Source organism: Pantoea sp. PGP6 (assembly GCF_053474785.1).
Map to the genome: position 1 here is coordinate 848,961 of NZ_JBQBMA010000001.1, position 25,731 is coordinate 874,691.

Sequence of the window (25,731 nt, forward strand, 5' to 3'; positions counted from 1 at the left end):
CCAACACTACTGCTCGTAGTGTCGCCATCGATACCGAGTCGATTTCCTCCTTACTGATAGTTGAACGTTCAGACGGCCTCCCGTCGTGCTTACGTTGATGTGAAAGTGATTTTAAAACCGCACTGACACGGGCTACATGTTGGTCAGATGGTAGTAAAACGTTGAAAACCACGTCTTACGTGGGTTGAGACGTTATGCGCTGCGCGCGTCACTTGGTAGTGTCTTCGCCACTTCACAAGTGACGCCACGCAGCTTCGTGCTCCTAATGCAACTCCGTAAGCGGCCAAATGTACCAAATGGCCTTATACGTCGGCGCAAAAGTCGTACGAAACTCAGGGCGTATCACTGCAAATGAGAAGACGTTGAACTGATGCCGTTCACAGAACGGAAGTGAATTGAAACTGGCAGCTTTGCTACACAGTAAACCTTCATCGCCGCGTCATAGTGCGCTTTCATAGACGATATCTGCTTTCAAAGGTGAGCAGATTTGCCACATTTTTCATGTACTCCCTTCTAGGCTTAGAGAGTTTTATTGTGCAGTCACCCGAAGGCGCTCCTCACAGACTGCCGGAACATTGGTGGTCGCAGCTTAAGTGCGACTGTAGCCACCCGAAGGCGCTCATCACAGGCTACAAGAGCATTGGTGGTCGCCAGTGCGACAGTACAACAATTTAATAGTACCAACAGGGAAATACGACGTCAAATGGATGTAGACATCGTTTTTTTTGGTGATTAATATGTAGTTTTCTCCGATGAAAATGGTTGATATGCATATTTTCAACCAACGCTTTCTAATTCTTACTTTCGGATTATCTAACTTTTTATTCTTTTATTTATTATTAACCTCTATTGATCTAAATATATTCTTAATGACCAAGCTTAATTTCTCAATATTACATTTGCAGATAATTAAGCCTCTAATAATGCTTGTGTTTTTTTATCCATAACCCACTTATTAAATAACACCTCACCTTACCAAGGATTAACTTGGGGAAAACCTAACAAGCAGTCATTTGTTTTTCTTGCGCTCATAATTATTGCTTACGCTGCTTCATACTACCTTACGCCGAAAGAACCCTTCGTTACAGATTTTACTAAAGGTTTGTCACACGAAATGGCAGCTGTAAAAATTGCAGCCACTATTATTATTTTCCCACTTCTGGAGGAACTGGTTTTCAGAGGAATTATCCTGAGTTCTTTCTTAAACGCTTTTGGTGAAAAGGCGGGCTATATTATCGGCGGATTGACTGTTTCTTTTTTGTTTGCAGTTATACACAAACAATATTCATTCCCCACCAAAATCCAAATGTTTGCACTTTCATTAATTTTCTGTGGAGCAAGATATCAAAGTAGAGGGCTTCTTTTACCAATTCTACTGCATGCTTTTTGTATCGCGCTTGGTCTCTACATCGAATTAAAATAGCAGAATCAAAAAATGGTAGTTATCATTAACACATAATGGTAACTACCTTTTCCCGATTGTCTGACTGCTTCGTGCCAACAGCGGGCGTCATCTACAGAAGTGGCTCGACACAGGTTTCGCGGAAAATACTGAGGATCTGTTCTTCGGATGAACATTTCTGCATGGGGGTGCTCTCAGGTCACTGATAAAGCATTACTAATGCGATATGTTGATGAACAGGGGCACGTCAAACTGATTATTTTAAGTTTTATCAAATTAACCACATTTTATACCATCAATCATCAATTTTATGCTTTCTTAAATCTAAAAGTTGCTTTAACTCAACACTATAGCGTTTTTTATTAATTTAACTTATGCATCCATTGAAGATGATGAATTAAGCACCACTTTAGACTTTGATGAACTGTTTTTTTATTTCCTCTGGAGGTAATCACTTGAACGCAGAAGCCCCCCCCAAGAAAAAAGGTGGAAGATTTAACACCAAATCCGAAGTAAAACAGATGGTATGGGTAAGGATGGCAGGACACTGCGAGCTTTGTGGAACAGACCTGACGCATGATTTTCGCGTGGGCACATCCATGCAGTGGGGTGAGGTCGCACATATACTTCCGGCTAGCCCCAAAGGACCCAGAGGGCGAGAAGAGCATAGTGATGAACAGGCTCAAAATCTTACTAATGACTTCTCAAATCTGATGCTGTTGTGCCCAAATTGTCACGAAAAAATAGATCGCGATGATGACGGTTATCCTGAAGATGATTTGAGTGGCCTGCATGAAAGCTGTCTTGCTCGTATACGCCTTGCAGCCTCTCAGCCTGCTGAAGGACGGGCTATACCGCTAATTGTTCAGAGTCAGCATTTTGCATCTACCAATAATATCCCGGCAGGGGAATTGCTGACAGCGATGTCTTCCGAGGGACTGACTGCGTTTGGTCACACAATTAACATCACTTTCAGAGAGCCTGGCCCCCGCGGAAGGGATGACTTGTACTGGCAATTAATTAAGGACGATATCGAGCAGAAGATTTCAGGGGAATTAGCCAAACGCGGAGGCAGCTTCGGCGATATGCCTGCTTTAGCCCTCGTGGGTCTCGCAGACATCCCTGCATTGATTATGCTCGGACAAGCCATCGGAGACCGCTCTAACCGGTATTTATTTTCCAGAAGTCGCACACATGGTCTTCGCTGGCCATCTAAATCCGCTTCTCCTCCTGATTATATATTCTCTCCAGCACCTCAAGGTAATGGGCCACTGGCCTTAGTCCTTTCGATATCGGCGACTATTCCTGAACGGGATATTGAAGCAGTGCTGCCGGGCGTGCGAATCGCGTCGTTCACTATTCCAGAGCCCTCATATGCGATGGTTTCAAACCGGAATGTTATCAACACATTCCGGGATGAACTTCAAAAGCATTTGAGTCAACTTGAAGCAGAATCGGAGCAACCTATCAGCGTCTTTGCTGCGATCCCTGCAGCGCTTGCAATTGAATTTGGTGCTTTGCTGACGACGCAGCATCAGCACCCTTATGTAATTTTTGATAGAGAGAGTAATTCAAACCAGTTCCGGTCAATGCTGACTATCGGCCACCCTCAGGAGTCACAGAAATGAATAATGAACAGACTAAACACAGCAGCTGGGAATTTTTCCTTCTTCGAGCAGCAAGAGCGATTTCTCTGACCGGTCCGCAGTATGAAAAAATTAATGGCCGCTACGCACAACTGCAGACAATCCTCTCAGCTTCCGATGATCCTATTCTGCAGGATGCACATATTTTTCCGCAGGGATCTATGCGCCTTAAAACTACCATCAACCCCGTGTCTGATGCGCCGGCAGACCTGGGCACAATTGATGCAGATGCAATTGTCTGGCTCCCGAATTCCAGAGGAGTATCAGCGGACACTGTGCTTGAAACGATAGAAAAACGGTTTCAGGAAGGCAGTCGCGTTCATGAGGACATAAAGCCTCTGCGAAGAGGGGTACGTGTTGTTTATGCAGATCAGAACCCAGGTTTTCATATTGACGTGACCCCAGCACGACCCCGCAGCTGGAATGATGAAACTCACGGCCATGGCATGCTTGAAGTACCAGATAGAGAAACTGGGTGGAAAGCGAGCAGCCCTATCCCCTATGCAGACTGGCTCCATGATGCTTCGGAGAGTCAAATCATGCTTGAAAATTATGTTGCTCTCAATAAAAGTCGGGCTGTTGCAGATTCCGCGACCATAGCCCCACTACCCGAATATGAAGAATATCAGACTGAGGATCCACTTAGAGCCAGTATCAAGCTTCTGAAACGTCATCGCGATGAATGGGCTATTCGCACTAAAAATGAAAGATCGCGCCCAATTTCAGCTGTCATCACAACGCTCGCCGCTCACGCCTGGCTGAATGTAGCAATGCAATCGCGGCAAAGGCCATTTACGCCACTTGAAGCCATTCTTGAGATCGTCAGAACTATGCCAAACTTCATTCGAAGCAATGGACAGGAATACATGGTCTGTAATCCAGAGGATAGCGGCGAAAACTTTGCAGAAAAATGGAATCGCCCAGGAGAAGGCTCTGCTTACCAAAGGGCGTTCTATGAATGGCATGAAAGTGCCTGCAAGGCATTCAGCCTTGGACTTGAAAGCTATTCATCCGTGGAATCATTTGCCAAGGCAGTAAACGAAAGCTTCGGAATCGGGCGTTCATTTGTAGATGAAGTAAATACTAGTATCCCCGCTAACTGGACAATGCCGGGTCGGCCTTCAGGTATGAACCGAAACTCTGTTTCAATGGGAGCGCTGTTTGGAGGTGTGGCTGGCAGCGATCAATCTCAGGCTGATACGAAACCGGTAGGTCGACTTGGTTAATATTCCAGATGATGCGGTTGCACAGGGAATTGCCACACTTGAGGCACTCCTAAACACAGGTAATGCCGCAGGTCTACTGCAGCACACCAAAGCGCGCTCAGATGAAACCGTAGCATACCGTTTCCCGCTTCCAACAGATTATCTGGGCATAGAAAGGACATTGCACATAGGATTTCCCAAGGGATTCCCATCCGCTGGTCTCAATCTGTATGTGGATCCCTCACCTTGGCTTGTTTGGCCACACGCAACAAAAGCAGGTCTATGTCTTCACGGGTTTAAAGAAGAGCCAGTTACGGGGTCACCTGACACAGTAGTTCGCGACAGCATTAATCGGCTGAAGAAAATATTGTCTTTATCCATCCAGGGCGCAAACGCAGATAAACGTAATCTCGAATTTCAGAATGAGATTACGTCTTACTGGATAAGACAGCACGGTAGGTCTGTACGGAATGTATTGCTCATTGGGCGGCCAGAATATGCTTCTGAACTATTCGCACTCAGTGATTCTCGATACATCGTTCCCTCAGGCTATGAGTCAGTCTGGTTATCATCAGATATAAAAGCTCTTGGTAGCCATGCCCGCCGGATTATGGGAAGGCAAGTCACGATACGCTCTCCACATGCAGGCGGTTTTTTTGTAAAACTCAAAAGTTTTCCTGGACTCGTGTTTCCAGCACCGGCAGAGCTGTTGTCGTGGATCCTCCCTCATGTATCTGAGGCGGATGCGACAAAACTTTCCACGTGGTTTAGTACCAGTAGCTCACTTATTTCCCGATGGCTGATTCTAGAGTTACCTGGCAAAGCCGGCGCGCCTTTATACACACTGAATGTTTTTGCAAAGGTAGATACTCGTCGCCGTAGCCCATTCTTCGGATCGCGCTCCGCACGTCGGAAACCTCTGGCGATAACCGGGCAACATCCTGCAATTATTTATTCCTCCAGATTAAACGTCATTGATCGTACAGATTTCTATGCGCGAGATTTAAGCGGCAGCATCAGAGGGCTGGAAGCAGCACACGTTGTGTTCATCGGGGTAGGATCGCTGGGTGGGGCTGTTGCATCACAACTTGCAAGGTCGGGACTTAAGCATCTGACTCTTATCGACCCAGATACTTTTGAGTCCGCCAATATGGGAAGGCATGTGCTTGGCATGGATGATTTAGGTAAATTCAAAGTCGATGCACTTAAAACCAGGCTCATGCAGGATCATCCAACTTCTGAGGTCAAAGCTTTTAATACGTATGTGCAATTTGCCTTGGAAGACAAGCCTGACCTTCTTCAAACTGCTGATTTAGTCATCATCACAACAGCTGACTGGGAGTCTGAAGCTAGTTTGTGGAAACTAAAAGCAAAAGGTCAATCATGGGCATTTATTCAGGGATGGAGTGAGCCTCATACGCTTGTGGGACATGCATTAGCGTCACCTCGAGGTGACTATGATGGCAGGCACTTATTCAGTGACAACGGCGACTTTAGTCACAAATATACAGAGTGGCCGGAAGGAGGGGTTGTTCCGCTACCTGCCTGCGGGGAAAGTTTTATTCCCGGGAACGCAGCGGGTATGAATACCATCGCCACAATGATAACGCAGGCATCGATTCAGTATCTGAACGGTATTAAAAAGGAATCGCTCTGGTTAACAAGCATAAACCGCCCTGCTGATGCACAGGTGCAGGGCGGGACGTATATCGGCCCTGACTTACCGACAGGAACCATTCAAACTGTTCTGGAGCGGGCTTGGCCCGAGTCTACACATGAGGGTGGAAAATAATGGAGGTTACCTGGAGTTGGAAATGGCCCGGTGTTGAGGACGTCTTACTGGTATCCCACTCCGCGGCTGATATTTTTCACTGTAATCGGCAAATAAGTGGGGAACATGAGCGAGGGGGTCAGCTTTTTGTCGACCCCAATCATCCAGACGGTATCATTTTGTCTCTTGCAACAGCACCACACAAAGCCGACAACGCAGGGCGAACATGGCTTGAGTTAGACCCTGAACGCTGTAAGAAGGAGATTCAGAAGGCAAATGCTCTTGGGTTACGATTAATAGGATACTGGCATACGCATCCTCAGGTAATACCGCAGATATCGAGTGCAGATATTTCGAGCTTTTCCCGCTTTGCGAAACGTTACTCTCAGGTACTTCCGCATCCTGTAGCCATTATCGTCGGCACCTCTCCAGATACTTCAGGAATTAAAGCTTGGTTATTTAGAGAGGGGGGGTATTTTGAAGCTGTCAGAATGGACTGTCCCTTTTAGCAGAATCACAACTAACGGCCTGATCGCGCGAGTAATAAAGAAAAAAGTTCAGCCTGAAAACGGGCATCATCAAGCGCATTATGCGTGGGTTGGGTTAGAGGGGCAAGGACTGCAGACATATGTGATGATTTTGTGTCTGACCACTCGCACCCCATAGCCCCCATGTAGCAGGCTTTAATGTCTATGGCTGTGAAACCAAAGGGGTTGCTGCCAATATACTTGTGAAAGTAGTAATTGATGAATGACCAGTCAAATGGGGCATTCAGACCGACAAAAATGGGTTTCCGATGTTGAGAAATTAAAGAAGCAAGCCAGTCTTTTAGCTTTAACATAGCCTGTTCTGGAGCAAGTCCCTCGCTCTGTAGTCGGTTAATATCAAGCCCAGTCACAACAAGAGATTCAGCATCATGCTTCTCGCCCTCTGGTTGAAGTTCAAGGTACAGTGCGTTCTCAGGATCACTCACCAGACAAGCCCCAATTGATAGGAGGCTGTAAATTCCGGGAACAGGACCTGACGTTTCAATATCAACTGACACATATATCTCGGAATTGCGCATAGAAATCCTCTGATGAAGAATTTGGTAATCTGGGTAGGGGCTAATCTTACATCAAAGACTGAATAATCATGGCAGTCAATGTTTCCACGAGTTGATGAAATTCGTTGTCTGGTAGGTTATGTTGTGCCCCCCAGATATCTTGCCCCGTTAGCATGTCCGCCTCGTGCTGTGAGTTCAACGGGTCGATGTAACGCTACCTTAATCAAGTGGGACGTTGCCATGAAACGAAGAACTCGGATTAACTACATACCAGAACAGAAGGCGATTATCTGGGACAGATATAAACAAGGTGATTCAAGCGCTGGGCTTACCTCACCGTAGTTCTCGAACTGTTCGCAAGGAAACCAGTGGGATGGGCAATGTCGTTCTCACCGGATAGCAGACTGACTATCAAAGCGCTGGAAATGGCGTGGGAAATTCGCGGCAAGCCTGCCGGGGTGATGTTCCACAGCGATCAAGGCTGCCACTTTACAAGCAGGCAGTTCCGGCAATGTCTGTGGCGATATCGGATCAGACAAGGTATGAGTCGGCGTGGAAATTGCTGGGATAATAGCCCAATGGAACTCTTCTTCAGAAGCCGAAGAATGAGTGGGTGCCAGCGACTGGCTATATAAGCTTCAGCGATACTGCCCATGCGATAACTTACTATATTGTTGGGTATTACAGCGAACTCAGGCCACACGAATATAACGGCGCGTTACCACCAAACGAATCGGAAAAACGATACTGGAAAAACTCAAAGTAGAGGCCAGTTTTAGTTGACCACTACATTACGCATAGAATCCCCTTCTATGATGGCGTAGTCGTAACGCATTGGTAAAAATATTAACCTTATGATTTTAGAGAATTTATTAGGTAGCCCAGAGTGCTGAAACAGTAATTAGCAATTGCTCAAAAAATCCGCTATAGTCCCTGAGAACTCACCTAATTCGGAGGGGGATATGTATCAGTCTCAAGAGAAACGCGCCTGGGAACGTGGTGTTCGTCTCGCTGCAATATGGAAGGGTACCAAAAAAATTTTTACACGTTTAGATCAGCGCTGCGTCATGCTGGCTAAACTATACAAACTGCCGAAGTGGTTAGGCCACATGCCGCTGCTTTTAGCTGTCCTTTGTTCGTTAGTTGCGCTTATAGCAGGCGGTCTCCTGATAAGCTGCAGCGCAGTTTTATTATGGGCTTTAATTGCTGCCATAACACATATCGGATCTGGCTCTGAAAATGCTTCAATAAATAGTTTTAATGAAAAGAAAGGTGAAAATAATTTTCATGATGAATTTGTAATGAATAGCGCCACCAATAATGAATATGATGGCGCTCCTTACAAATCCCCGAGTGAAGATTAGGCCGAATCAACTGTACCAGTAAAACTACCCTTTGGTTGCTTTACTGCCGATAGCATTACCAGCAGCTTCTCCAAGTTTCCCGCCTGTATTCTGAGCAGTTTCAGTACCCTTTTGAAAGGCAGCGCTAACAGCGACACCCACGCTGGCCCCTGCCCACGAAAGAGCTCCCAGCCAGACAGCAGGCAGTACAATAAACATCGCTCCCATCACCAGATTCATAATAAGGTCATCTGAGCTGTTCTGCAGTCCCGCCATATTGAACCGACTGTGTGTATCCGAACTGTACAACGCGGTTAACAACCAGCTGTCGAGCCAGCGCGCCAGTTCCCACCAGAATGTCAGGAAGTTAAGAGCAAACATCACAAAGGTCAGCGTAATAACGGTTTTGAATTCGTAGGCCGCAAATGCCAGGATCAGCGGCAGCATGACATATATTGCCATCAGCAGGATGGCCTGCACCATTGGCAGCGCCTGCCGCATAGCATCGAACGCAGGGAACGCGGCCAGACTGCCGAGAGATGTCCCGCCAATGGCCGCCACGCGTGCTGCTGCATTATCCAGGGTGAAATCGGCGTTGCCGCCATAGCCGGCATACACGTGACCATTCTGTGAGACCGTCAGGCTTTCCGGGCTGACCAGACGACGGATGACGGCTTCCTGGTAGTCACTGTCGTTAAAGCCTGACATTTTCATTGCGGCCGAGATACGCAGCCACATATCGGGGTCGGCCTGGTCCTTCACCCGTGCTTTCAGTCCGGTGTCCGTACTGCTCCACCACTCGCTGCAGGTGGGATAACCGCCTCTTCCGGTATTGGGCCGGCCGCTGTCCCGGCTGTCGCTCCACGGGAACGCCGCCCGTGGCAGTTTCGACTGCAGCGACGGATAGTACCGGCTCAGGAATGTACTGCTGCCAATCCATTCGATATCACGCAGCGTGGTTTTATCTTTTGTCTGTCCCTGGTCCTGCTGCTTCCACAGGTACAGCGCAACCGAATAGCAGTCGTTGGTGAAGTCCTGCAGCTCCTGCGCCAGCGCTTTGTTGTCGATACGCGTATGCTGCACTTCAAAGCGGATCTGCCGCATGTCAGGGCGGCAGGGAATGGTCGCCACCGCCGCCTGGGTTACCCCTTTCGAGAGTTTATGAATCAGCACCCACCATACCGGTGCTGCAGCCGTCTGGTCGTTGAGACTGGTGACCACGCCGGCATAGCCGCTTTCATCCGGCGCTTTTGGCGTCCACACACCACAGCTCTTTGCCCGGGTTGTGTCGTACTGCATCGTACTGAGGCTGACATTAATCAGCGGTACGCAGCAGGCAATCATCACCAGGAAACCGGCATACAGCGCGTTCTCGATACGGGGCAGCGACAGCATCCCCTTGTTGCCTTCATCCTCCCCTTCTTCACGGACCTTCAGCCAGATCCCCACCACCTTAAACGCCAGCGGCAGGACAAAAAGCCCGGTGCTCAGCAGGACATTCCACAGGCCGTTATTGATCACCCAGCCGAGCAGCGTGAGAAAATACTCAAGATAGCTGTTTGTTGTCATCGTCAGGCTCCCGGACCGGTAAACATCGCGTACTCACACAACGCGATAAAAAGCACACTGACCACACTGATGCGCAGCAGCGGCCGCCGGTATGCCTCCCAGAAGCCCGGCGCATGCCGGATTTTCCAGAGGCCCCAGGCAACCAGCGCATACAGCGCCAGTCGCCACATCAGCCAGCCGTAACGCGTCGACTGCATCCAGCTCCGGAATGCAGCAGCTTCAGTCGGATGTTTCATGGCGGTGTCAGCCATCATCAGTGAGACCACCATGAACAGCGCCATGCAGGCGAGGAAGATGCCGGCACGGGTAAGGACTTTCCTGACAGTCGTTTTATTACGCATCCTTATTCCCTCATTCAGCCGACTGCGGCGCTGCCATCTGGTTGAAGCGACTGTCGGTATTGTCATCAGACTGGGTCTGCGGGTTGGTTTCGACGCGCTGGTTCTCCCTGTCGATAATGGTCAGCACCGAATTACGTGATAGTTCGCGCTTCATCTCCATCTCGTTTTTCAGCGCCGCGATTTCCCGGTCCAGCGCCTCGATACGCTGACCGGCGGTATCAATGGCCTTTGGCTGGGCAGCGGCATTCGGCTCCGACATACCGGTAACCATCATGCGACGCATCAGCAGCGCCGTTTCCACCGTGTCAGACATGGCCAGTTCGCCGGCAAGGCGGGCGGTCAGGGCAGCATTATCCGGATCACGCTGCAGGGCTTTAATCACGCCGGCCGTCACCGGCAGTCCGCCGGTTTTCAGCTTCGCCAGATTCGCGGCCGTCGGCTTTTCCGTACCGTTGACGAGCCTGACCAGCTGCTCAGCGTTGGCTTTGGTTGCCTCTTCCAGTAGTGGGGCAAAGCCGGTGCCGGCAACGGTCGTACCGGGCTGGTCATCCGCATCACCGCTGGTACATTCGCTCGCGTTGGCACAGGTGCGCATCGAACGATCGCCCAGCACCTTCACGGTCATGGCCGCCGCCTCTTCCGCGCTGCCGAATTTAGAGCATGCGCCACCGTTACAGCTGCTTTCGCCGACAGTCGAATTAGCGGTGACAGGTAAACCGTTCATCATGTTGTAGCCGGCAGCAACAAGGTCATGGGTGACACGGATGGCGGGCTGCCCCGCCCCCCCACGTTTCTGACCACCAATCCAGTTGTTGCCCGACGTGCCGGTGACTTTCCGCCCCGCCTCATCTGCACGAACCGCATCAGTATCTCCGCTGTTCACAACAGACTTGTATTCATCCATCATGGCCTGCTGCGTCCAGTTACTGCTGTCGCTGAAGTCCATCATTTTTTTCGCCATGTTCTGGCAGTTGAGTTGCGCCTTGTCGAATGACACATTGGCCTGAAGCACGCCGTTGGTGAGCATGTCATACAGACCGGGGTTGGCCCGCTGAATGACCATCGCCGGCAGACTGGCCACCGCGCCGGTGGCCCCCTGAATCACGTCGCCCATCAGGTTTTTAAAGCCGGATGTGACGCCGTTGAGCTGATTGCCGACGGTGGTTTTCAGATCAAAATTGCCGCACATCAGGTCACTGCTCCAGCCGGTATTCAGCCCCAGCTTCTGCATATTGCCGCGCGTGGCCGGCTGGGAAATGACCGAGCCGCCGCCGAGGGTGTAGAAGAGCTTGTCCGACACCGCACCATCGACGGATTTGCCGTAACCGATGGCGCTGTTGTTCACCTGCGGCAGGGACATGTCCAGGATGGTATTGTCATCATCGGCCGCGTGCGCGCCCGGGAGGACAGTCAGCAGGGAGCCGGTCAGCAGCAGGCTTAAGCGAACGGCTGAAAATGAAGGTGATTTTTTCACGGTTTTCCTCATCAGATATCAGTGCTGCCCAGAAATTTCTGCCCGCGCTTTTTGCAGCAACTGTAAGGCTGCCAGAGCGCAAAGGCTTCATTGTTATCGCTCGCGGCGGTATAGCTCCCGTCCGGGAATACGGCACATGACTGAGTCATGTGGGGAGCCAGCCGCTGCCATTTGTGATTGCGCGTGCCGGTGTTTTCCGTGACCTCGCCCGGTGGCCAGTACCCGTCATGACGGCTGCCCAGGAGCACCTGATAAACATGGGGCTGCCCGGCGCGGGTGATAATGTCTGCCACACGCTGCGCCACCACGGCAGAGGCTTTGTCATCATCGGTCTGGCTGATAAACCCCGAACGGGGATAGATGTTGCCCCACATATTGGCTGCTGCCTGACTGCCGATTTCCCGCTGGCCGGGCACAAGAGCTTCCGGATACAGGGACTCCGGTACGCCTGTGCGCCAGGCCGCCGAATCCAGCGTACTCAGGAAGTAAGGCATTAACGGGGTGGCTGCGGTGTCACAGGAATAGCCCGGAATACTGCCGCCAATGAGGGAGGTGGCCGGGTGGCCAATCGCATCGGCATACTTGAAACGCACGGCGGACTTGCGCTGGCCGGGATTTTTCATGTCGGCCGGATTGGCTCCTCCGGCAGAAACACCGGAGAGCCCGCTGGTCACAGCACTTTCCAGCCCGCCGGCGGTCTGGCTGACAAACGCCATTTCCTGCCACGGGTTGCCGCCCGGCGCGACATAGGTCGAAACGACTGTCTGAGGAATGAAGTGGGTGACTTTGACCGACGTGCGCACCTTGCAGCCAAAGGGGGTGCAGAACAGCCAGTAACAGATGCCACTGACACGCCAGCTGATACAGTTTTGCGACACGGCGCTGGCAATAATCTGCGCAGTGTTAAGTGCTGCAACAGCTGCCGGCGCGGTTGCCGTACCCAGTACCGTGGCAACCGCCAGCGAGCACACCGTGGTTCTGATGCGGGAAGGTTTTGTATTCACTGACCACCTCCCCGGTTACGCAGGGATGTGGCCACGGCCACATCCCTGGTGCCGTACACCACATCGCGGTCATCAAACACCACTGCCGGCACTTTTTTAATGCCCAGTTCCCAGGCCCGGACCACCTGGCGATAGGAATCATTCAGCTGCAGCTGTTTTTGTTGCCAGGCAGGAGACGCCATAACCTGCCTGACGTGTGCCTCGGCCTGCTGCGGATCTGCAGGCAGTTCCCCGAATATGTCGGCCTGCAGCCGGTCAGGACCATCAAGAAGGACCACCGGCACGTCCGGCGGCAGATTTGCCGGCAGATGGTGACTGTCGGTGAAGATGGCCGTGCCGGCCAGTACGGATGCCGGCAGCAGAGCCGGCAGGAAAACAAGAGAGGTCAGTTTCATGAATCGGGACTCCGTCAGACTGAATCGCCTGACAGCGTGCCCGTGGCCGCTCAGAAAAACCGTAATAAACTAAAATCCCGTACTCAGAAGTTTTTCTACCACTTAATGAATGTTAGGAGTACAGAGTAACTTTGTGAAAATCTCATTTATATAATAACGGCTTAACTGCCATATGGGTTATCGTGAGAAATTTCTATGAACCAATAAAAATAGGGATCAAAGAACCAGATTCAATCAATGGTTTCTCTTTAAACTCTTGATAAGTAAGGAAAAGCAAGTGAAACTCTTCTCCAGTTTCCGTACCTAACAAACTTAAAGCTTCTACACACTCCTCATAAAGGCCTAGAAGCTCTTCAAAAGGGCAATCTACCACTATCATTATATCGATGTCATTGTAAGTTTGAGCTCGAAAAAAAGATCCAAACCCATATATTCCCACTACGTTACTGCTCCTCTCTAATATGATATTGCGGACTGCCGTTTCTATCTTTTCTATGGAAATTCCAGTAATCATTTTTGAATAAAGCCGCGCCGATTTCTGCCGAATTAAACAACCCAAGTTCTTGCTGTATAGCATGCTCTTTGGCACCAGATGTGTAGCTATTCCAATTACCACCAACAACGATTATATCCACCCCACCAAACTCTTTGATAACTTTGAGTATTTTTGTCACACTCATTGTGTATTCATTCAGAAGAATGATCGTCAACATATCATTTTGAATTTTCCTCTCAACACGAAAGACTATATCCTTTTCGCGAATAAAACCCTTGACATTTTTATGATATTTCAAATAATCGTCAAACCATGAAATCGATGCGAAACTGACACCCCATGAATTATTATTCATAACCGAACTCCTTCTGGAACTCTTCAGGAAATAAAGGATAGGTATCCAATCTATTATACTGATTGTATTCCCAAGCTTCGGCATGATCTCTAAAGTCAATATACAACCGTTTTTGCCTGGCGCTTAATAAACCCATATTACCTTCAATTACATTTATTATTTTACGATTATTAGGCACCATCACACTTAGTTTTTTTAGCTCCCACAATTCTTGAGTATTAGAACCCATATCTTTTGCAGCTTCAGAATATGGTCCATAATGAGTAAAGCATTTATTATTTTCATAAAGCATTAACGCAATTTCTTCTTTAAGTTGCTCAACACTATCAAAAACAGCCTTCTTAAAAGCATTTGCAACAGAAGATTCGTGTTTCTCTTTCCACTGAAAAAGCATTTCATTCGGATAGGCCCCTTCTGGAGCCTTATCGATCATCCTATGATGGGTTGGGCATAAAAGGATCAAATTGTCATAGGTATCAGGTCCTGTACCCTCAGTTGTCCTGGCTGCACCTTTTTTCTTACCGATAACATGAGCCATTTCACCTACATGATAATTGCCTAAACCATCCATGATATGTGTAAGGTCACACTGGCAGTAAGAACAGCGCCCTGCTGCGCGGCCCCACAGTAACTTGATATCTTTTTCTGAAGTACCCGCCATAGCAACTACTCGCTCTTAAAAAGCACTTTGGAAGTTATAATATATTTAGCATTGAAATTGGTTAAACGCTCATAAAAAAACCGGCCCTGGCGGCCGGTATCAAAAAAGCATTAAGTAATTTTTATTATCATGCCCCTGGTGAAGGCAAGTCTGTAGTTATACGTCAAGCCCGTTAATCCACAGCATCAGATACACCAGATCAGCCGAATCCGGCACCGTGATATACCAGCGCGGATGCGCATACTCCTCTTCCTGCGGCCAGCTTGTCTGCCCCGTCACGGTGATAAGGATGTTCACCACCTGCTTCAGCTTTCCCTCAAGATAGATGGCCACGCTGCTGCTGAGTCCCACCCGGTGCGGGTGACAGGTCATTCTGACCGGGCCGGTCAGGCGCTGCCTGAGCATCGCCCGCAGCCTCACAAGGTGCTGATGTGTCGCCGGGAGCACGCCGGGCTCCCCCTGAGGCGACAGGGTGAATAGCGCACCACCACTGTGCTCATGAATGGCGGGTTCACTCAATTAACAATTGATTTTCCGTTGATGAAAAAAAACGCCGGCAAAAGCCAGCGTTTTTCACTAATAGCGCGCTGTCAGGCTACTTTATGGGGACGATGGGTCACATCGCCGCGGCCTTCAAGCAAACCCGCAATAGAAATGTCTTCGTCCAGCGCGTCCCAGTGGATACCACGGGGACTCAGTTCATAGCTGTTAAGCTGTTCAGTTGAAGCATGCAATAGGCGTGGAAACCATGCCAGCGGCACACCGATGGTACGGGCGTCGTTGAGTTCAACCCACATCGTGGCCTCATCGAAGCTGACCCGTTTAGCTGAAATAGTCATTCCAGGCCTCCAGAAACAATGCTTGGTTATCATCAACGATCCCCGTCAGTTCTTTTAATACCCGTGAATTAAACCCATCGTTACTGGCCAGTGCCACTGATGGCGTTAACCAGAATTTGGCTTCACTACCTGCTTGCATTACGTGAATGTGTGCAGGTTCGAGCGGGTTACCTTCATTAGAATAAAAAAAGAACCGGAAACCGTTGATCCTCAGTATAACAGGCATGTCAGTTATCCTTAAATGCTGACCGGATTATGTGTAAGTTCAGAGCAACTGCCATAAAGGCTGTTCAGAGTGCATGGATTGCCGATTTTGGTACTCCATACCCGAATCCAATGAACGGTATATCGTCATCGAAGTCCATCGGTGGCGCACCGGCACTGCTGCCGGAAGCCTGGCCACTGTGAGTCGGTCCGGAAGGTTGCTGAGGCTGGCCCCAGTCATTCCGGGAAGACGTATTCTGACCGCTGCCGGACTGGCGACCGCCAAGCATCTGCATAGTGCCACCAATGTTTACCACCACCTCTGTGATGTATTTCTCCTGGCCGGACTGATCGGTCCATTTGCGTGTGCGCAGCTGGCCCTCGATGTAAACCTGGGAGCCTTTGCGCATATATTCACCCGCAATTTCTGCCAGCTTGCCGAAAATAACCACCCGGTGCCATTCGGTCACTTCTTTCTGTTCACCGGACTGCTTATCACGCCAGCTCTCAGACGTGGCCAGAGAAAGGGTGGCAACTGCACTGCCATTGGGAATATAACGCACTTCAGGATCCTGGCCGAGATTACCGACAAGAATCACCTTGTTAACGCCGCGTGAGGACATAATCATTTCTCCTGTAAAATAAAGAAACACCCCGCGAACGGGGTGTGTCAGGTGCGCATCAGAATGAGTTTTCTGCGTAGTTTTGTTGTGCGGCAGAGCCATTCTGCGGCGGCACGGAGTCAGATTTTTCAGTCTTGTAGACCATGTCCTGGCCTATTTTGATCCAGTCCACCTTTATCAGGCGGGCTTTCAGACTGACACGCTGTTCGCCGGCATGCTCGCCCTTGTTCAGCGTAAATATGTCCGTGGACGGATTACTCAGGTTAAAGCCCAGCAGGACTTTTTTGTCTTCATCGACGGCTTTCTGGCAGCGGGCGATAAGGCTGGTAGCCTCTTTACCTGCGACAGAAATGTCAAAACGGACGTAGGCCGGATTGTCAGTCGGACCGCTCAGTGCATTGATTACGCAGCTGAGGAACGAGCCATTCTGATGGTTAACCTGGCGGATGTTGCTGAGATACCCGATGCCTTTAATAGTCAGGTTGAAGTACTCAGATTTTGCAGATGCAGAAGTATTGTTTGCAGACATGATGTTTTCTCCATGGAGGTAAAAATAGGTACGACGGAGAAACCATCTGCCCTGACGGGAGTGGTTTCCCGTCGGGGGTCAGGATCGGTTGAATCCTGAGAGTCTGGTATGTTGAAGGAACCTTCATCGCCGCGTCGTAATGCGCTTGTACAGGCGATATCTGCTTTCAAAGGTGCGCAGATGTACCAAAGTTTGCTCCCTTTCAGGTTACAGGAGCTTTAGCTGTAGCCACCCGAAGGCGATTCTCACAGGCTACTGAATCATTGGTGGTCGTATGAACGACGGTTTAGCACTTTTATAATTAAACCGTCCTCCCGGAATGTCAACGGTCAAAATGGAAAACGTGATCCGTAAAAATAAAAGGGCACCGTTTCCGGTGCCCTGGGGTCGGTGCCTTAACCTGCGGTCGTCTCATCTGTCTCCGGGGAATAATCCCGACGCGGTTTTCACGGAGTGCATGCGTCTTACAGGTCAGTTAGTGTGCAATAACTTCCTGCCAGGCCTGCTGGGGGTAAATCCCGTTAAAGTTTACCTTACAGCACCGTGGCCAGCGGGGCACCTATGCATCAAAGCCTGGCAACAATAGCAGAACCCGGCCCGGGGTTGTACAGTGAAATAGTTCAATACTGCGCGGATTATTCTGTTTTAGCCTTAACCGATGTTTTTTTACGCTTCGCTGCTTTCTTCTTACCTGTACTGATAATTCCCTCACATTCCGGATAGCGTATGCACCCCCAAAAATCACCATTTTTACCTTTACGTTTACGCGTGGGTCCTTTGCATAACGGGCAGGGAGGCGTGACGGGAGCAGTAATTTTCACACTGTCCTGGCGGCCTTTTTCGACAAGGTGACGGGTCCACTGCAGCTGCTTTTGCATAAAGACCGCAAGCGACATTTTCCCCTGCGAAATATCATCCAGTGCCTGCTCCCATAATGCGGTCATGCCCGGGCTCGTCAGCGTTTCCGGCAGGGCCGCAATCAGCTCCCGGGCCATCTGCGTTGAGTGGATGTGCTTCCCTTTTTTCTCCAGATAGTGTCGTTTGAAGAGGGTTTCAAGCACAGCCGCACGCGTCGCCTCTGTGCCCAGACCGGCGTTATCACGCAGCACTTTCTTGAGCTTGGGGTCACTGACGAAACTGGCCGCGTTCTTCATGGCAGCAATCAGCGTCCCCTCCGTGAACGGTTTGGGCGGACTGGTTTTCATATCCTTAACCTCAGAACCGGTGACAGCGCAAATATCCCCTTTTGCCAGCGCCGGCAGCGCCATACTGTCACCGTCGACGTCCTCTTCATCGTCATCTTTTTCAGCCTGGAACAATGACTTCCAGCCCATCACCACACCGACTTTCCCGCGTGTACGGAACAGCTGGCCACCGATATTGAAAGAGGCCTCCGTCACGTCAGATTCCTGCAGCGGAAGGAACTGGGCGAAATAATGCTGGCGAATCAGCTGGTAGGCCTTCAGCTCATCGGCACTGAGGCGTGACAAATCAAATGCCTGTCGGGTGGGAATGATGGCATGGTGCGCGGTGATTTTTTTGTTATTCCAGACACGCGAGACAAACTGCCTGTCCAGCTGATTCAGTACTGGGGCCACAGCGGGATCGGATTTTGCCACTGCCGCCAGAACGTCGGGTATTTCCTGCTGCATCGAAGTTGGAAGGAAACCGCAGTCTGTCCGGGGGTAGGTGGTCGCTTTATGGGTTTCGTAAAGTGACTGAGCAATGGCGAGCACTTCATTTGCGCCCATGCCGAATTTTCGGGAACAGACCTGCTGAAGGGTGCCCAGGTCAAAACAGAGCGGCGCAGCCGTTTTCTCCCGCTTCTGTGTCACCTCCAGTACCACAGCCCTGCCCTGCTGCTGACAAAGCTGTCCCACCGCCCGGGCTGCCTGGGGATTGATGCAACGCTTTTCCTCGTCACAGTACTGCTCAACGGGCACCCAGCCAGCCCGGAACCGGACGCCCTCTTTTTCAATAAGCGCTTGTACCTGCCACCAGGGCTTTGGCACGAAGGACGTGATTTCATTATCCCTGTTATCTGCGGCCTGCCGAGCCCGGACTCAAGCAGGTCTGGGATCCACGGATAAAGATATTTCAGCGCATCTTCCATACGGCTGACTGTTGAGTAATGGACTGGCAAACCTTCATGGGTCAGTAGCTCTGACAACTGACGCAACGAAACCGTCTTTCCCATCTGCTCTTCATATATAGAGCGGGCTTTATGGATCCCCTGCGCTTTTTCAATAAAGCTCAGCTCCCCGCGCACTTCATTCTCTGCCAGATGGCCGATAACACACTGCAGCCGTCCCGGCCACGGCTTGAACAACACATGGACGCGGAAAAACCGGTCTTCTCCGGTCTCCAGCCACAGTTCTGACAGGATCTGATAACGTGTATTCCCCCCGTCGCTGAAGATGTACATATCGGGCTCACCATCCGGGTCACGGGTGACTTTGGGTACGGTGTCCAGCCCGCGCGAACGGATGGAAGCCTTGATATCGTCATAACGCGGGTTGCGTGATGTTCGCGGATTATCAGGATTCGGGCTTAACTGGTCGAGCGTCAGGACCATGGGCATTTCAGCCGCCGGCATGACGCTGATATTGCCGGCCGCCTGCGACTGGCGTCCGGGCTGCAGCATGGCAGCCCCCACATTAGAACTTTTACGGCTCATGCCTGTTTCCTCCCGCTGCGGTAACCGAAGTCATAGCTGCCTTCCTGAAACTCCGAAAAGAGGGTGTAACGCCCGTCAAATTTGACTTTTACCGTGCCGGTTGGCCCCTGACGCTGCTTGCCGACAATGATCTCAGCCACCCCGGCATCAGGGGTGCCGGGGTTATAAACCTCATCCCGGTAAATAAACATGATGAGGTCTGCATCCTGCTCCAGCGCACCGGAGTCACGCAGGTCACCATTATTGGGGCGTTTATCGGCCCGCTGCTCCACAAGGCGGTTGAGCTGGGAAAGCGCCAGTACCGGACAGCCCAGCTCTTTACCGAGCGCCTTAAGCGAGCGGGAAATTTCCGCTATTTCCTGCGTGCGGTTTTCCTGCTCGGGGGAGCGGACAAGCTGCAGATAGTCCAGCATGATGAGAGAGGGTCTGCCGTATTTGCGGACATAGCGACGGGCGCGGGCGCGCAGTGTGGCCGGGGTCTGGTAACTGGTATCATCAATGATCAGACGGTTTTTCCATTCAATAATGCGACCGGTAGCCGCTGACACGCGAGCCCAGTCTTCATCATCCATGTTGCCGCTGCGAAGCCGGGACAGCTCTACCCGGCCTTCCATCGCCAGCAGGCGCATCATCAGCTGCTCTGAGGGCATTTCAAGACTGAACACAAAGACGTGATCGTCAGGTTTTGCGCCCACGGCCGCGGCGCAGGCGGCCATGGCCAGCGACGTTTTCCCCATGGAAGGACGGGCGGCCAGCAGAGCCAGATCGCCGGGCTGGAGACCACAGGTCATCGCGTCCAGTTCACTGAAACCGGTCGGTGTCCCGGTGAGGCCGTCACTGGCGGGCATGCTTTCCAGATGCGTCAGCAGTTTATCCAGCGCCTCGTTAACGCCGGTCTCACTGTTAAGCTGCATGGCTCCCTGTTCGGCAATGTTAAACAGCTTGCCTTCGGCCGACTCAAGGATGCCGGCCGAGCTGGCTTTCGGGGCCTGCACATCGGAAAGAAGACTGTTACCCACTGTCATCAGCTGCCGCAGGCGGCTTTTCTCCGCCACCACCCCGGCGTAAGCCAGGATATTGGCTGCAGACGGCGTGTTTTTACTCATTTCAGCCAGATAAGCAAAGCCGCCACACTGTTCAAGGTCGCCTCTGTTCTCCAGCCGTTCCGTAATAGTGATGAGATCGAGCGGTAGCCCTTCTCCGGCCAGCTCGGCCATGACGCGGAAGACCATACGGTGCGGCCGGGAAAACAAATCTTCCGGGGAGATTTGCAGTATCACCTCATCCCACCGGTCGTTATCAAGCATCAGGCCGCCTAATACAGCCTGCTCAGCCTCATAAGAGCAGGGCATCATTATCTCAGACATGGCGCACCTCCCGGGTCAGAACGTCACTGAAATGGCTCTGCCACTCAGGGAACAGTTCACACGCGAGGTCGTGCATGGTGACCGCTGCGGCCGGACCTTTGCGACGCGTTTTGTATTCCAGACGATGCACGGGCTGCTGCTTGACGTGTCCCAGTTTGAAAATATCCAGCGCCTCGATACGGGTATTGAGTAAACGATAAACGTCACGGTTGCCCAGCGCAGAGGCGTCGTAATGTTTTTCGTTAATGATGGCGGCAAGACCGTCCATTGCTTCACGGTCAAGCAGAGTGTTTTCGATACAGTTGACGAGAATGGAAATATCAGGAAGGCGGATACCGTAATTTTCATAGGTTTTCAGGCGGGTAAGCATATGAAGGGAGCCGCGGATAAATTCACGGACATCCGGAAGGATGGGTTTAACAACGCCCATCACATTACCGGTTCGGGCACCATCTTTAAAGAACCCGCCTCTGGCGGGTTTTTGCATTTCAGAGCAACGAACCCGGCCCCGAAGGTTCGATGTACTCGCCACTTCCCTGTGGCTCGCCCTGCGGGTCCGCACGCCAGCGTGCGATGCAAAAATGCTCCCGGCATTTTTGTCCGGGTTCGGGCACCATCTTTAAAGAACCCGCCTCTGGCGGGTTTTTGCATTTCAGAGCAACGAACCCGGCCCCGAAGGTTCGATGTACTCGCCACTTCCCTGTGGCTCGCCCTGCGGGTCCGCACGCCAGCGTGCGATGCAAAAATGCTCCCGGCATTTTTGTCCGGGTTCGGGCACCATCTTTAAAGAACCCGCCTCTGGCGGGTTTTTGCATTTCAGAGCAACGAACCCGGCCCCGAAGGTTCGATGTACTCGCCACTTCCCTGTGGCTCGCCCTGCGGGTCCGCACGCCAGCGTGCGATGCAAAAATGCTCCCGGCATTTTTGTCCGGGTTCGGGCACCATCTTTAAAGAACCCGCCTCTGGCGGGTTTTTGCATTTCAGAGCAACGAACCCGGCCTCGAAGGTTCGATGTACTCGCCACTTCCCTGTGGCTCGCCCTGCGGGTCCGCACGCCAGCGTGCGATGCAAAAATGCTCCCGGCATTTTTGTCCGGGTTCGGGCACCATCTTTAAAGAACCCGCCTCTGGCGGGTTTTTGCATTTCAGCCGCCGACTCATCCTTTCACGCGCTCTTTTTTACGCCGGTCTTGACTGAACAGATTTCACGGCGAAACTAATTTGCCGGCTCGCCTCTATGCTGTATTGCCAGGGCCGCACCGCCTGAAATCCTGTCCAGCCTGCAATTCGCCGCGACTAATCGTGTTTTATAAGCCTCTCTTTACACAATCAGCCGGACAGGCACAATAACCTCTTTTACTCCTCTGTTATGGCTATGTCAGAAGAAGCGCTGCGACTACAGATACTGACCCTGAAAAAGCATAATGCGCGACTGAAGCGTATAGCCCATGACGCCCGTAACAAGCTCAGCGCAGCCCTTGATGGTACTGGCCTCTGCCTGTGGCAACTGGATATCCCCAGCGGCAAGCTGGTGATCTTCAACCGACGCTGGGGCGCGATGCTGGGCTTTCAGCCGAAGGAAACCGACGCCAATTTCGAATCCTGGAAAGAGAGCCTGCATCCCGACGATGCCGCTGAAGTATTAAAAGCGTTTAACGATCATCTCGCCGGAAAAGCGCCCTATTATGAAGCGCTGCATCGGATGATCGCTAAAAATGGCAGTATTACCTGGGTGCTGGATCGGGGACGGGTCAGCGAATGGGATGAACAAGGCCGGCCGCTGAAGGTTACCGGCACCCATATCGACATGACCAAAGAGAAGCAGTATGAGGAACAGCTCGCGCTGCTGGCACTGCACGATCCGCTAACCCTGCTCACCAACCGCCATGCGCTGCAAAATCATTTTCGCGAACTTAAAGCTCAGGGTCCGTTATGCGTCGCGTTTATCGACTTAGATAATTTCAAACACGTTAACGATACCTTAGGTCATCGCAGCGGCGATGAAGTGTTAATCCATCTCAGCCAGCGCTTTATCGACGTCTGTCCGCCAGAGGTGATTATTGGCCGTCCGGGCGGGGATGAATTTGTGCTGCTGATACCGTTTTCACGGGATAACCCGCAGGTCAGCCAGCTGGCGCACGCCTGTCTGGATGCGGTCCTGACGCCGTTTGATATGGCTAATGGCCATGCAATGATTGGTGCATCGATTGGCGTGGCCCAGGTGCTGAGAAAGGATGATTTTGATTCTGCTCTGGCGCGTGCGGATGAAGCGATGTATCGCATTAAGAAAAACGGTAAGCGCGGCGTGGCATTTGACCCGCTTTATCCCGATCCTGCCTGAATTTCTTTTGCTGTTGGTCAACCCCTGCCCGATCGGATCGTGCTATCCCGTCACTCTGCGGGTCGACACCTGACACCATAGTAACGCTTGCTCAAACCTGCCTTCATCCACTCTTTACTCGCCTGTTTAGTGCGCATTCACACAAAAAAACATTTTTAGTACTAATCTGAGAAAAAACGGTCCACTGTCAGACAAAACATTTGTCGCGCTTCGCTTATTTAAAACGCCTTTCCGTCCCGCTTTTCTTCACTTTATTATAATATTTTTCGAATAAACAGGGCTATTTGATCATTTATTGATCAATCTGCTCAGGTTTTATCTGGTTTTAATCGTAACTGACGCTTCGCTTATTTTTTACAAAATTAAAAAGCCTTTTAAACCGCTTTCACGCTTCGCTTAGGTAAATTGATCGTTTGTTGATCATCTTCACTAACTGTTTCATATGACGACGTTATCCCACCGCTTCGCTTATATTCTTTTCAATTGGACTTTTTTTGAAAATGATCGATTAATAGAGTTCGCAATAGCTCTGGGAAGGCCTTTGATTTTCCATGGCACCTTTTTCAGTGGTTATGAAGATTAGTTGCGGAGCTTTATCAGCCAGTAAAGCTAATCGCCATAAATTAACCAAAATCAGGCGGAGTTTTCTATTTTTCCACCTTGATAGACGACATTTTATGGCTACATTTATATTTGCTGAATCGGCCTGATGAAGCATTAACTGTGCTATTTCTATTATTAAATCCAATGAGGAACACAGAATGACTCAATATCGTGGTGGAGCGGGAAATTTTGCTGCGGACAGAGAGCGTGCGGCTGAAGCGGGACGTAAAGGGGGCCAGAAAAGCGGCGGGAACTTTAAGAATGATCCCGAGCGCGCCATTGAGGCGGGTCGGAAAGGAGGCAAGGTAAGTCGCCGGAGCTGAACGTCTTTAACTCTGCTGTAACAGCAGTTACCATCATTTCGCTGGGCAATGTTAAATCTATTTAATTCTCCCGCATGATAATTACTGCCAGCATTATGTCAGCGCTTAATCAATAGCGGTGGCAGAGCGGTCGATTAAACCGGAAGGGGTATTCCCTTCCGGTTTTTTTTATTTTTTGTGCTTTTTAACGGTGAGTTTTAATAACGTGCTGTACCGATTAGCCTGCCGGTTAGATTTGTCTGAGGTTTTTTAGCTGAGCAAATTTATACAACTTAATTTTTATTTGTACAGGTTTGCTATCTTAGCGAAGCCGTAATAACAAAAAACATTAGAGCTCTAACGTATTGCTGTAAAAAGGAAAATGCATTATACATGCCACTTCTGGCGTAAATTCGTACCGATGCGGCGTGCGATATAAAAAATCTCCGCTAGAATTTTTAAGTGGCAACGATACGACTGGCGTTGCGTTATTTCTTACTTACGCAACTTTTCAATCAATGAGGCTATCTTATGACAGTGAAAACGCTAAACGATCTCTTCATCCATGATTTGTCTGATGTGTACAGCGCTGAGAAACAGATAACTCGTGCATTGCCGAAAATGGCGCGCGCTGCCAGTGATGAAAAACTTATCGCTGCGTTTAATCAGCATCTTGAAGAGACACGTGGCCAAATCGAACGGCTGGACCAGTTAGTGGAAGCCACGCCAGAGGTTAAAATCAAACGAATGAAATGCCATGCGCTTGAAGGTCTGGTTGAAGAAGCGCAGGAAATCATTGATTCAGTAGAGAAGGGCGAAGTTCGCGATCAGGGCTTAATTGGTGCGGCACAAAAAGTTGAGCACTATGAAATTGCTACCTACGGCACCCTGCATGCGCTGGCATTGAAACTGGGTTACACCCAGGCGGCGAAACTGCTGGAACAGACCCTGAATGAAGAGAAACAGACGGATGAGAAGCTCACTTCGGTGGCGGAATCCATTACTGTGTCTTAAGGAGTAGCAAATGACTGCAATCGAAAATTATCATGACTGGCTGCGCGATGCGCACGCCATGGAAAAGCAGGCTGAAAGCATGCTGAGCAAAATGTCTGGTCGTCTGGAGCACTATCCGGCGCTGGAACAACGTCTGGCTCAGCATCTTGACGAGACTAAACATCAGCTCTCGCTGCTGGAGCGGCTGCTTGACACCCACGGCATTGACCACTCCGTGATGAAAGACGTGATGGGCAAGATGGCAGCGACCGGCCAGGCGGTAGGCGGCATGTTCAATTCAGACGAAGTAGTGAAAGGCGCAATCAGCGGCTATGTCTTCGAAAATGCGGAGATCGCCAGCTACACCAGCCTGATTGCGGCGGCTGAGCAGGTCGGTGATGCCGAAGGCGTCAGAGTGCTGACTGAAATTCGTGAGCAGGAAGTGGCGATGGCTGAGTGGCTGCTTCAGCATCTGCCTGAAGTGACGCAGCAGTTCCTGCAGCGTGCAGCACAGCCAGGCGTTGAAGCTAAGAAATAATATTCAACG

General features: G+C 50.7%; 25 protein-coding genes and 4 pseudogenes. 11 read left to right on the plus strand and 18 right to left on the minus strand.

Going from position 1 to position 25,731, the window contains the following annotated elements:
• Positions 1-1,114: 1,114 nt before the first annotated feature.
• The 5 genes from ACLIBF_RS04115 to ACLIBF_RS04135 all read left to right on the plus strand — a co-directional run bounded on the left by ACLIBF_RS04115 (position 1,115) and on the right by ACLIBF_RS04135 (position 6,533).
• Complete coding sequence (locus tag ACLIBF_RS04115; RefSeq protein ID WP_045282308.1) at positions 1,115-1,423, plus strand: CPBP family intramembrane glutamic endopeptidase; 309 nt, start codon at positions 1,115-1,117, stop codon at positions 1,421-1,423.
• A gap of 434 nt (positions 1,424-1,857) precedes the next feature.
• Positions 1,858-3,030: an HNH endonuclease gene (locus ACLIBF_RS04120; RefSeq protein WP_032636827.1), complete on the plus strand. Its 1,173-nt coding sequence runs from the start codon at positions 1,858-1,860 to the stop codon at positions 3,028-3,030.
• A complete protein-coding gene (locus ACLIBF_RS04125; protein ID WP_039187746.1) occupies positions 3,027-4,274 on the plus strand; it encodes a nucleotidyltransferase domain-containing protein in 1,248 nt (415 codons plus the stop codon). The genes ACLIBF_RS04120 and ACLIBF_RS04125 overlap by 4 nt, the downstream gene beginning before the upstream one ends.
• On the plus strand, positions 4,267-6,045 hold the full coding sequence (locus tag ACLIBF_RS04130) for a HesA/MoeB/ThiF family protein (RefSeq protein WP_077267667.1): 1,779 nt from the start codon (positions 4,267-4,269) through the stop codon (positions 6,043-6,045). The genes ACLIBF_RS04125 and ACLIBF_RS04130 overlap by 8 nt, the downstream gene beginning before the upstream one ends.
• A complete protein-coding gene (locus tag ACLIBF_RS04135; RefSeq protein ID WP_077267666.1) occupies positions 6,045-6,533 on the plus strand; it encodes a Mov34/MPN/PAD-1 family protein in 489 nt (162 codons plus the stop codon). The genes ACLIBF_RS04130 and ACLIBF_RS04135 overlap by 1 nt, the downstream gene beginning before the upstream one ends.
• Before the next feature lie 11 nt (positions 6,534-6,544).
• On the opposite strand, the gene ACLIBF_RS04140 is transcribed toward ACLIBF_RS04135, so the two are convergent.
• A complete protein-coding gene (locus tag ACLIBF_RS04140; protein WP_039187748.1) occupies positions 6,545-7,090 on the minus strand; it encodes a 3'-5' exonuclease in 546 nt (181 codons plus the stop codon).
• 296 nt (positions 7,091-7,386) lie between these two features.
• Between ACLIBF_RS04140 and ACLIBF_RS04145 the strand changes: the two are divergent.
• Positions 7,387-7,835: pseudogene (locus ACLIBF_RS04145) on the plus strand (DDE-type integrase/transposase/recombinase); the annotation flags it as partial.
• Positions 7,836-8,031: 196 nt separating this feature from the next.
• Positions 8,032-8,433, plus strand: a complete 402-nt coding sequence (locus tag ACLIBF_RS04150; protein ID WP_048797722.1) for a hypothetical protein — start codon at positions 8,032-8,034, stop codon at positions 8,431-8,433.
• Between the two features lie 24 nt (positions 8,434-8,457).
• On the opposite strand, the gene ACLIBF_RS04155 is transcribed toward ACLIBF_RS04150, so the two are convergent.
• The 17 genes and pseudogenes from ACLIBF_RS04155 to ACLIBF_RS04235 all read right to left on the minus strand — a co-directional run.
• Complete coding sequence (locus ACLIBF_RS04155) at positions 8,458-9,981, minus strand: conjugal transfer protein TraG N-terminal domain-containing protein (RefSeq protein ID WP_039187749.1); 1,524 nt, start codon at positions 9,979-9,981, stop codon at positions 8,458-8,460.
• A 2-nt stretch (positions 9,982-9,983) separates the two neighbouring features.
• A complete protein-coding gene (locus tag ACLIBF_RS04160; RefSeq protein ID WP_039187750.1) occupies positions 9,984-10,322 on the minus strand; it encodes a hypothetical protein in 339 nt (112 codons plus the stop codon).
• Positions 10,323-10,332: 10 nt separating this feature from the next.
• Positions 10,333-11,808 (minus strand): integrating conjugative element protein, encoded by a 1,476-nt coding sequence (locus ACLIBF_RS04165; RefSeq protein WP_448309403.1) that lies wholly within the window; start codon positions 11,806-11,808, stop codon positions 10,333-10,335.
• A complete protein-coding gene (locus ACLIBF_RS04170) occupies positions 11,808-12,800 on the minus strand; it encodes a TIGR03756 family integrating conjugative element protein (RefSeq protein WP_039187752.1) in 993 nt (330 codons plus the stop codon). Before ACLIBF_RS04170 ends, ACLIBF_RS04165 begins: the two co-directional genes overlap by 1 nt.
• Positions 12,797-13,195, minus strand: a complete 399-nt coding sequence (locus ACLIBF_RS04175; RefSeq protein ID WP_039187753.1) for a TIGR03757 family integrating conjugative element protein — start codon at positions 13,193-13,195, stop codon at positions 12,797-12,799. Before ACLIBF_RS04175 ends, ACLIBF_RS04170 begins: the two co-directional genes overlap by 4 nt.
• 193 nt (positions 13,196-13,388) lie before the next feature.
• On the minus strand, positions 13,389-13,574 hold the full coding sequence (locus ACLIBF_RS04180; RefSeq protein ID WP_135711188.1) for a hypothetical protein: 186 nt from the start codon (positions 13,572-13,574) through the stop codon (positions 13,389-13,391).
• 64 nt (positions 13,575-13,638) lie between these two features.
• Entirely contained in the window at positions 13,639-14,046 is a 408-nt protein-coding gene (locus ACLIBF_RS04185) for a hypothetical protein (RefSeq protein ID WP_048797723.1), read from the minus strand.
• Complete coding sequence (locus tag ACLIBF_RS04190; protein WP_039187755.1) at positions 14,039-14,707, minus strand: HNH endonuclease signature motif containing protein; 669 nt, start codon at positions 14,705-14,707, stop codon at positions 14,039-14,041. Before ACLIBF_RS04190 ends, ACLIBF_RS04185 begins: the two co-directional genes overlap by 8 nt.
• A 156-nt stretch (positions 14,708-14,863) precedes the next feature.
• Positions 14,864-15,226: an acetyltransferase gene (locus ACLIBF_RS04195; RefSeq protein ID WP_448309406.1), complete on the minus strand. Its 363-nt coding sequence runs from the start codon at positions 15,224-15,226 to the stop codon at positions 14,864-14,866.
• Between the two features lie 71 nt (positions 15,227-15,297).
• A complete protein-coding gene (locus ACLIBF_RS04200; RefSeq protein WP_004115558.1) occupies positions 15,298-15,546 on the minus strand; it encodes a DUF2442 domain-containing protein in 249 nt (82 codons plus the stop codon).
• Entirely contained in the window at positions 15,530-15,772 is a 243-nt protein-coding gene (locus ACLIBF_RS04205; protein ID WP_045282286.1) for a DUF4160 domain-containing protein, read from the minus strand. The genes ACLIBF_RS04200 and ACLIBF_RS04205 overlap by 17 nt, the downstream gene beginning before the upstream one ends.
• A gap of 64 nt (positions 15,773-15,836) precedes the next feature.
• Positions 15,837-16,373, minus strand: a complete 537-nt coding sequence (locus ACLIBF_RS04210; protein WP_045282285.1) for a single-stranded DNA-binding protein — start codon at positions 16,371-16,373, stop codon at positions 15,837-15,839.
• A gap of 58 nt (positions 16,374-16,431) precedes the next feature.
• Positions 16,432-16,902, minus strand: coding sequence for an STY4534 family ICE replication protein (locus ACLIBF_RS04215; RefSeq protein ID WP_016807974.1), 471 nt, complete (start codon positions 16,900-16,902; stop codon positions 16,432-16,434).
• 635 nt (positions 16,903-17,537) lie between these two features.
• Positions 17,538-18,941: pseudogene (gene topB / locus ACLIBF_RS04220) on the minus strand (DNA topoisomerase III); the annotation flags it as partial.
• Positions 18,920-19,579 (minus strand): annotated as a pseudogene (locus ACLIBF_RS04225) (ParB family protein); the annotation flags it as partial. The pseudogenes topB and ACLIBF_RS04225, both read right to left, overlap by 22 nt.
• A complete protein-coding gene (gene dnaB-PI / locus ACLIBF_RS04230; protein ID WP_448309409.1) occupies positions 19,576-20,946 on the minus strand; it encodes an SPI-7-type island replicative DNA helicase in 1,371 nt (456 codons plus the stop codon). The pseudogene ACLIBF_RS04225 and the gene dnaB-PI, both read right to left, overlap by 4 nt.
• Positions 20,939-21,388, minus strand: a pseudogene (locus ACLIBF_RS04235) (ParA family protein); the annotation flags it as partial. The pseudogene ACLIBF_RS04235 and the gene dnaB-PI, both read right to left, overlap by 8 nt.
• A 932-nt stretch (positions 21,389-22,320) precedes the next feature.
• Between ACLIBF_RS04235 and ACLIBF_RS04240 the strand changes: the two are divergent.
• From ACLIBF_RS04240 to ACLIBF_RS04255, 4 genes are all read left to right on the plus strand, one after another.
• Positions 22,321-23,286 carry a sensor domain-containing diguanylate cyclase gene (locus tag ACLIBF_RS04240; RefSeq protein WP_031377081.1) on the plus strand — a complete coding sequence of 322 codons (966 nt, stop codon included), beginning with the start codon at positions 22,321-22,323 and terminating at the stop codon, positions 23,284-23,286.
• Positions 23,287-24,047: 761 nt separating this feature from the next.
• Positions 24,048-24,212: a con-10 family general stress protein gene (locus ACLIBF_RS04245; protein ID WP_031377082.1), complete on the plus strand. Its 165-nt coding sequence runs from the start codon at positions 24,048-24,050 to the stop codon at positions 24,210-24,212.
• Between the two features lie 510 nt (positions 24,213-24,722).
• Complete coding sequence (locus tag ACLIBF_RS04250; protein WP_031377083.1) at positions 24,723-25,205, plus strand: YciE/YciF ferroxidase family protein; 483 nt, start codon at positions 24,723-24,725, stop codon at positions 25,203-25,205.
• Between the two features lie 10 nt (positions 25,206-25,215).
• Positions 25,216-25,722: a ferritin-like domain-containing protein gene (locus ACLIBF_RS04255; protein WP_031377084.1), complete on the plus strand. Its 507-nt coding sequence runs from the start codon at positions 25,216-25,218 to the stop codon at positions 25,720-25,722.
• Positions 25,723-25,731 lie beyond the last annotated feature (9 nt).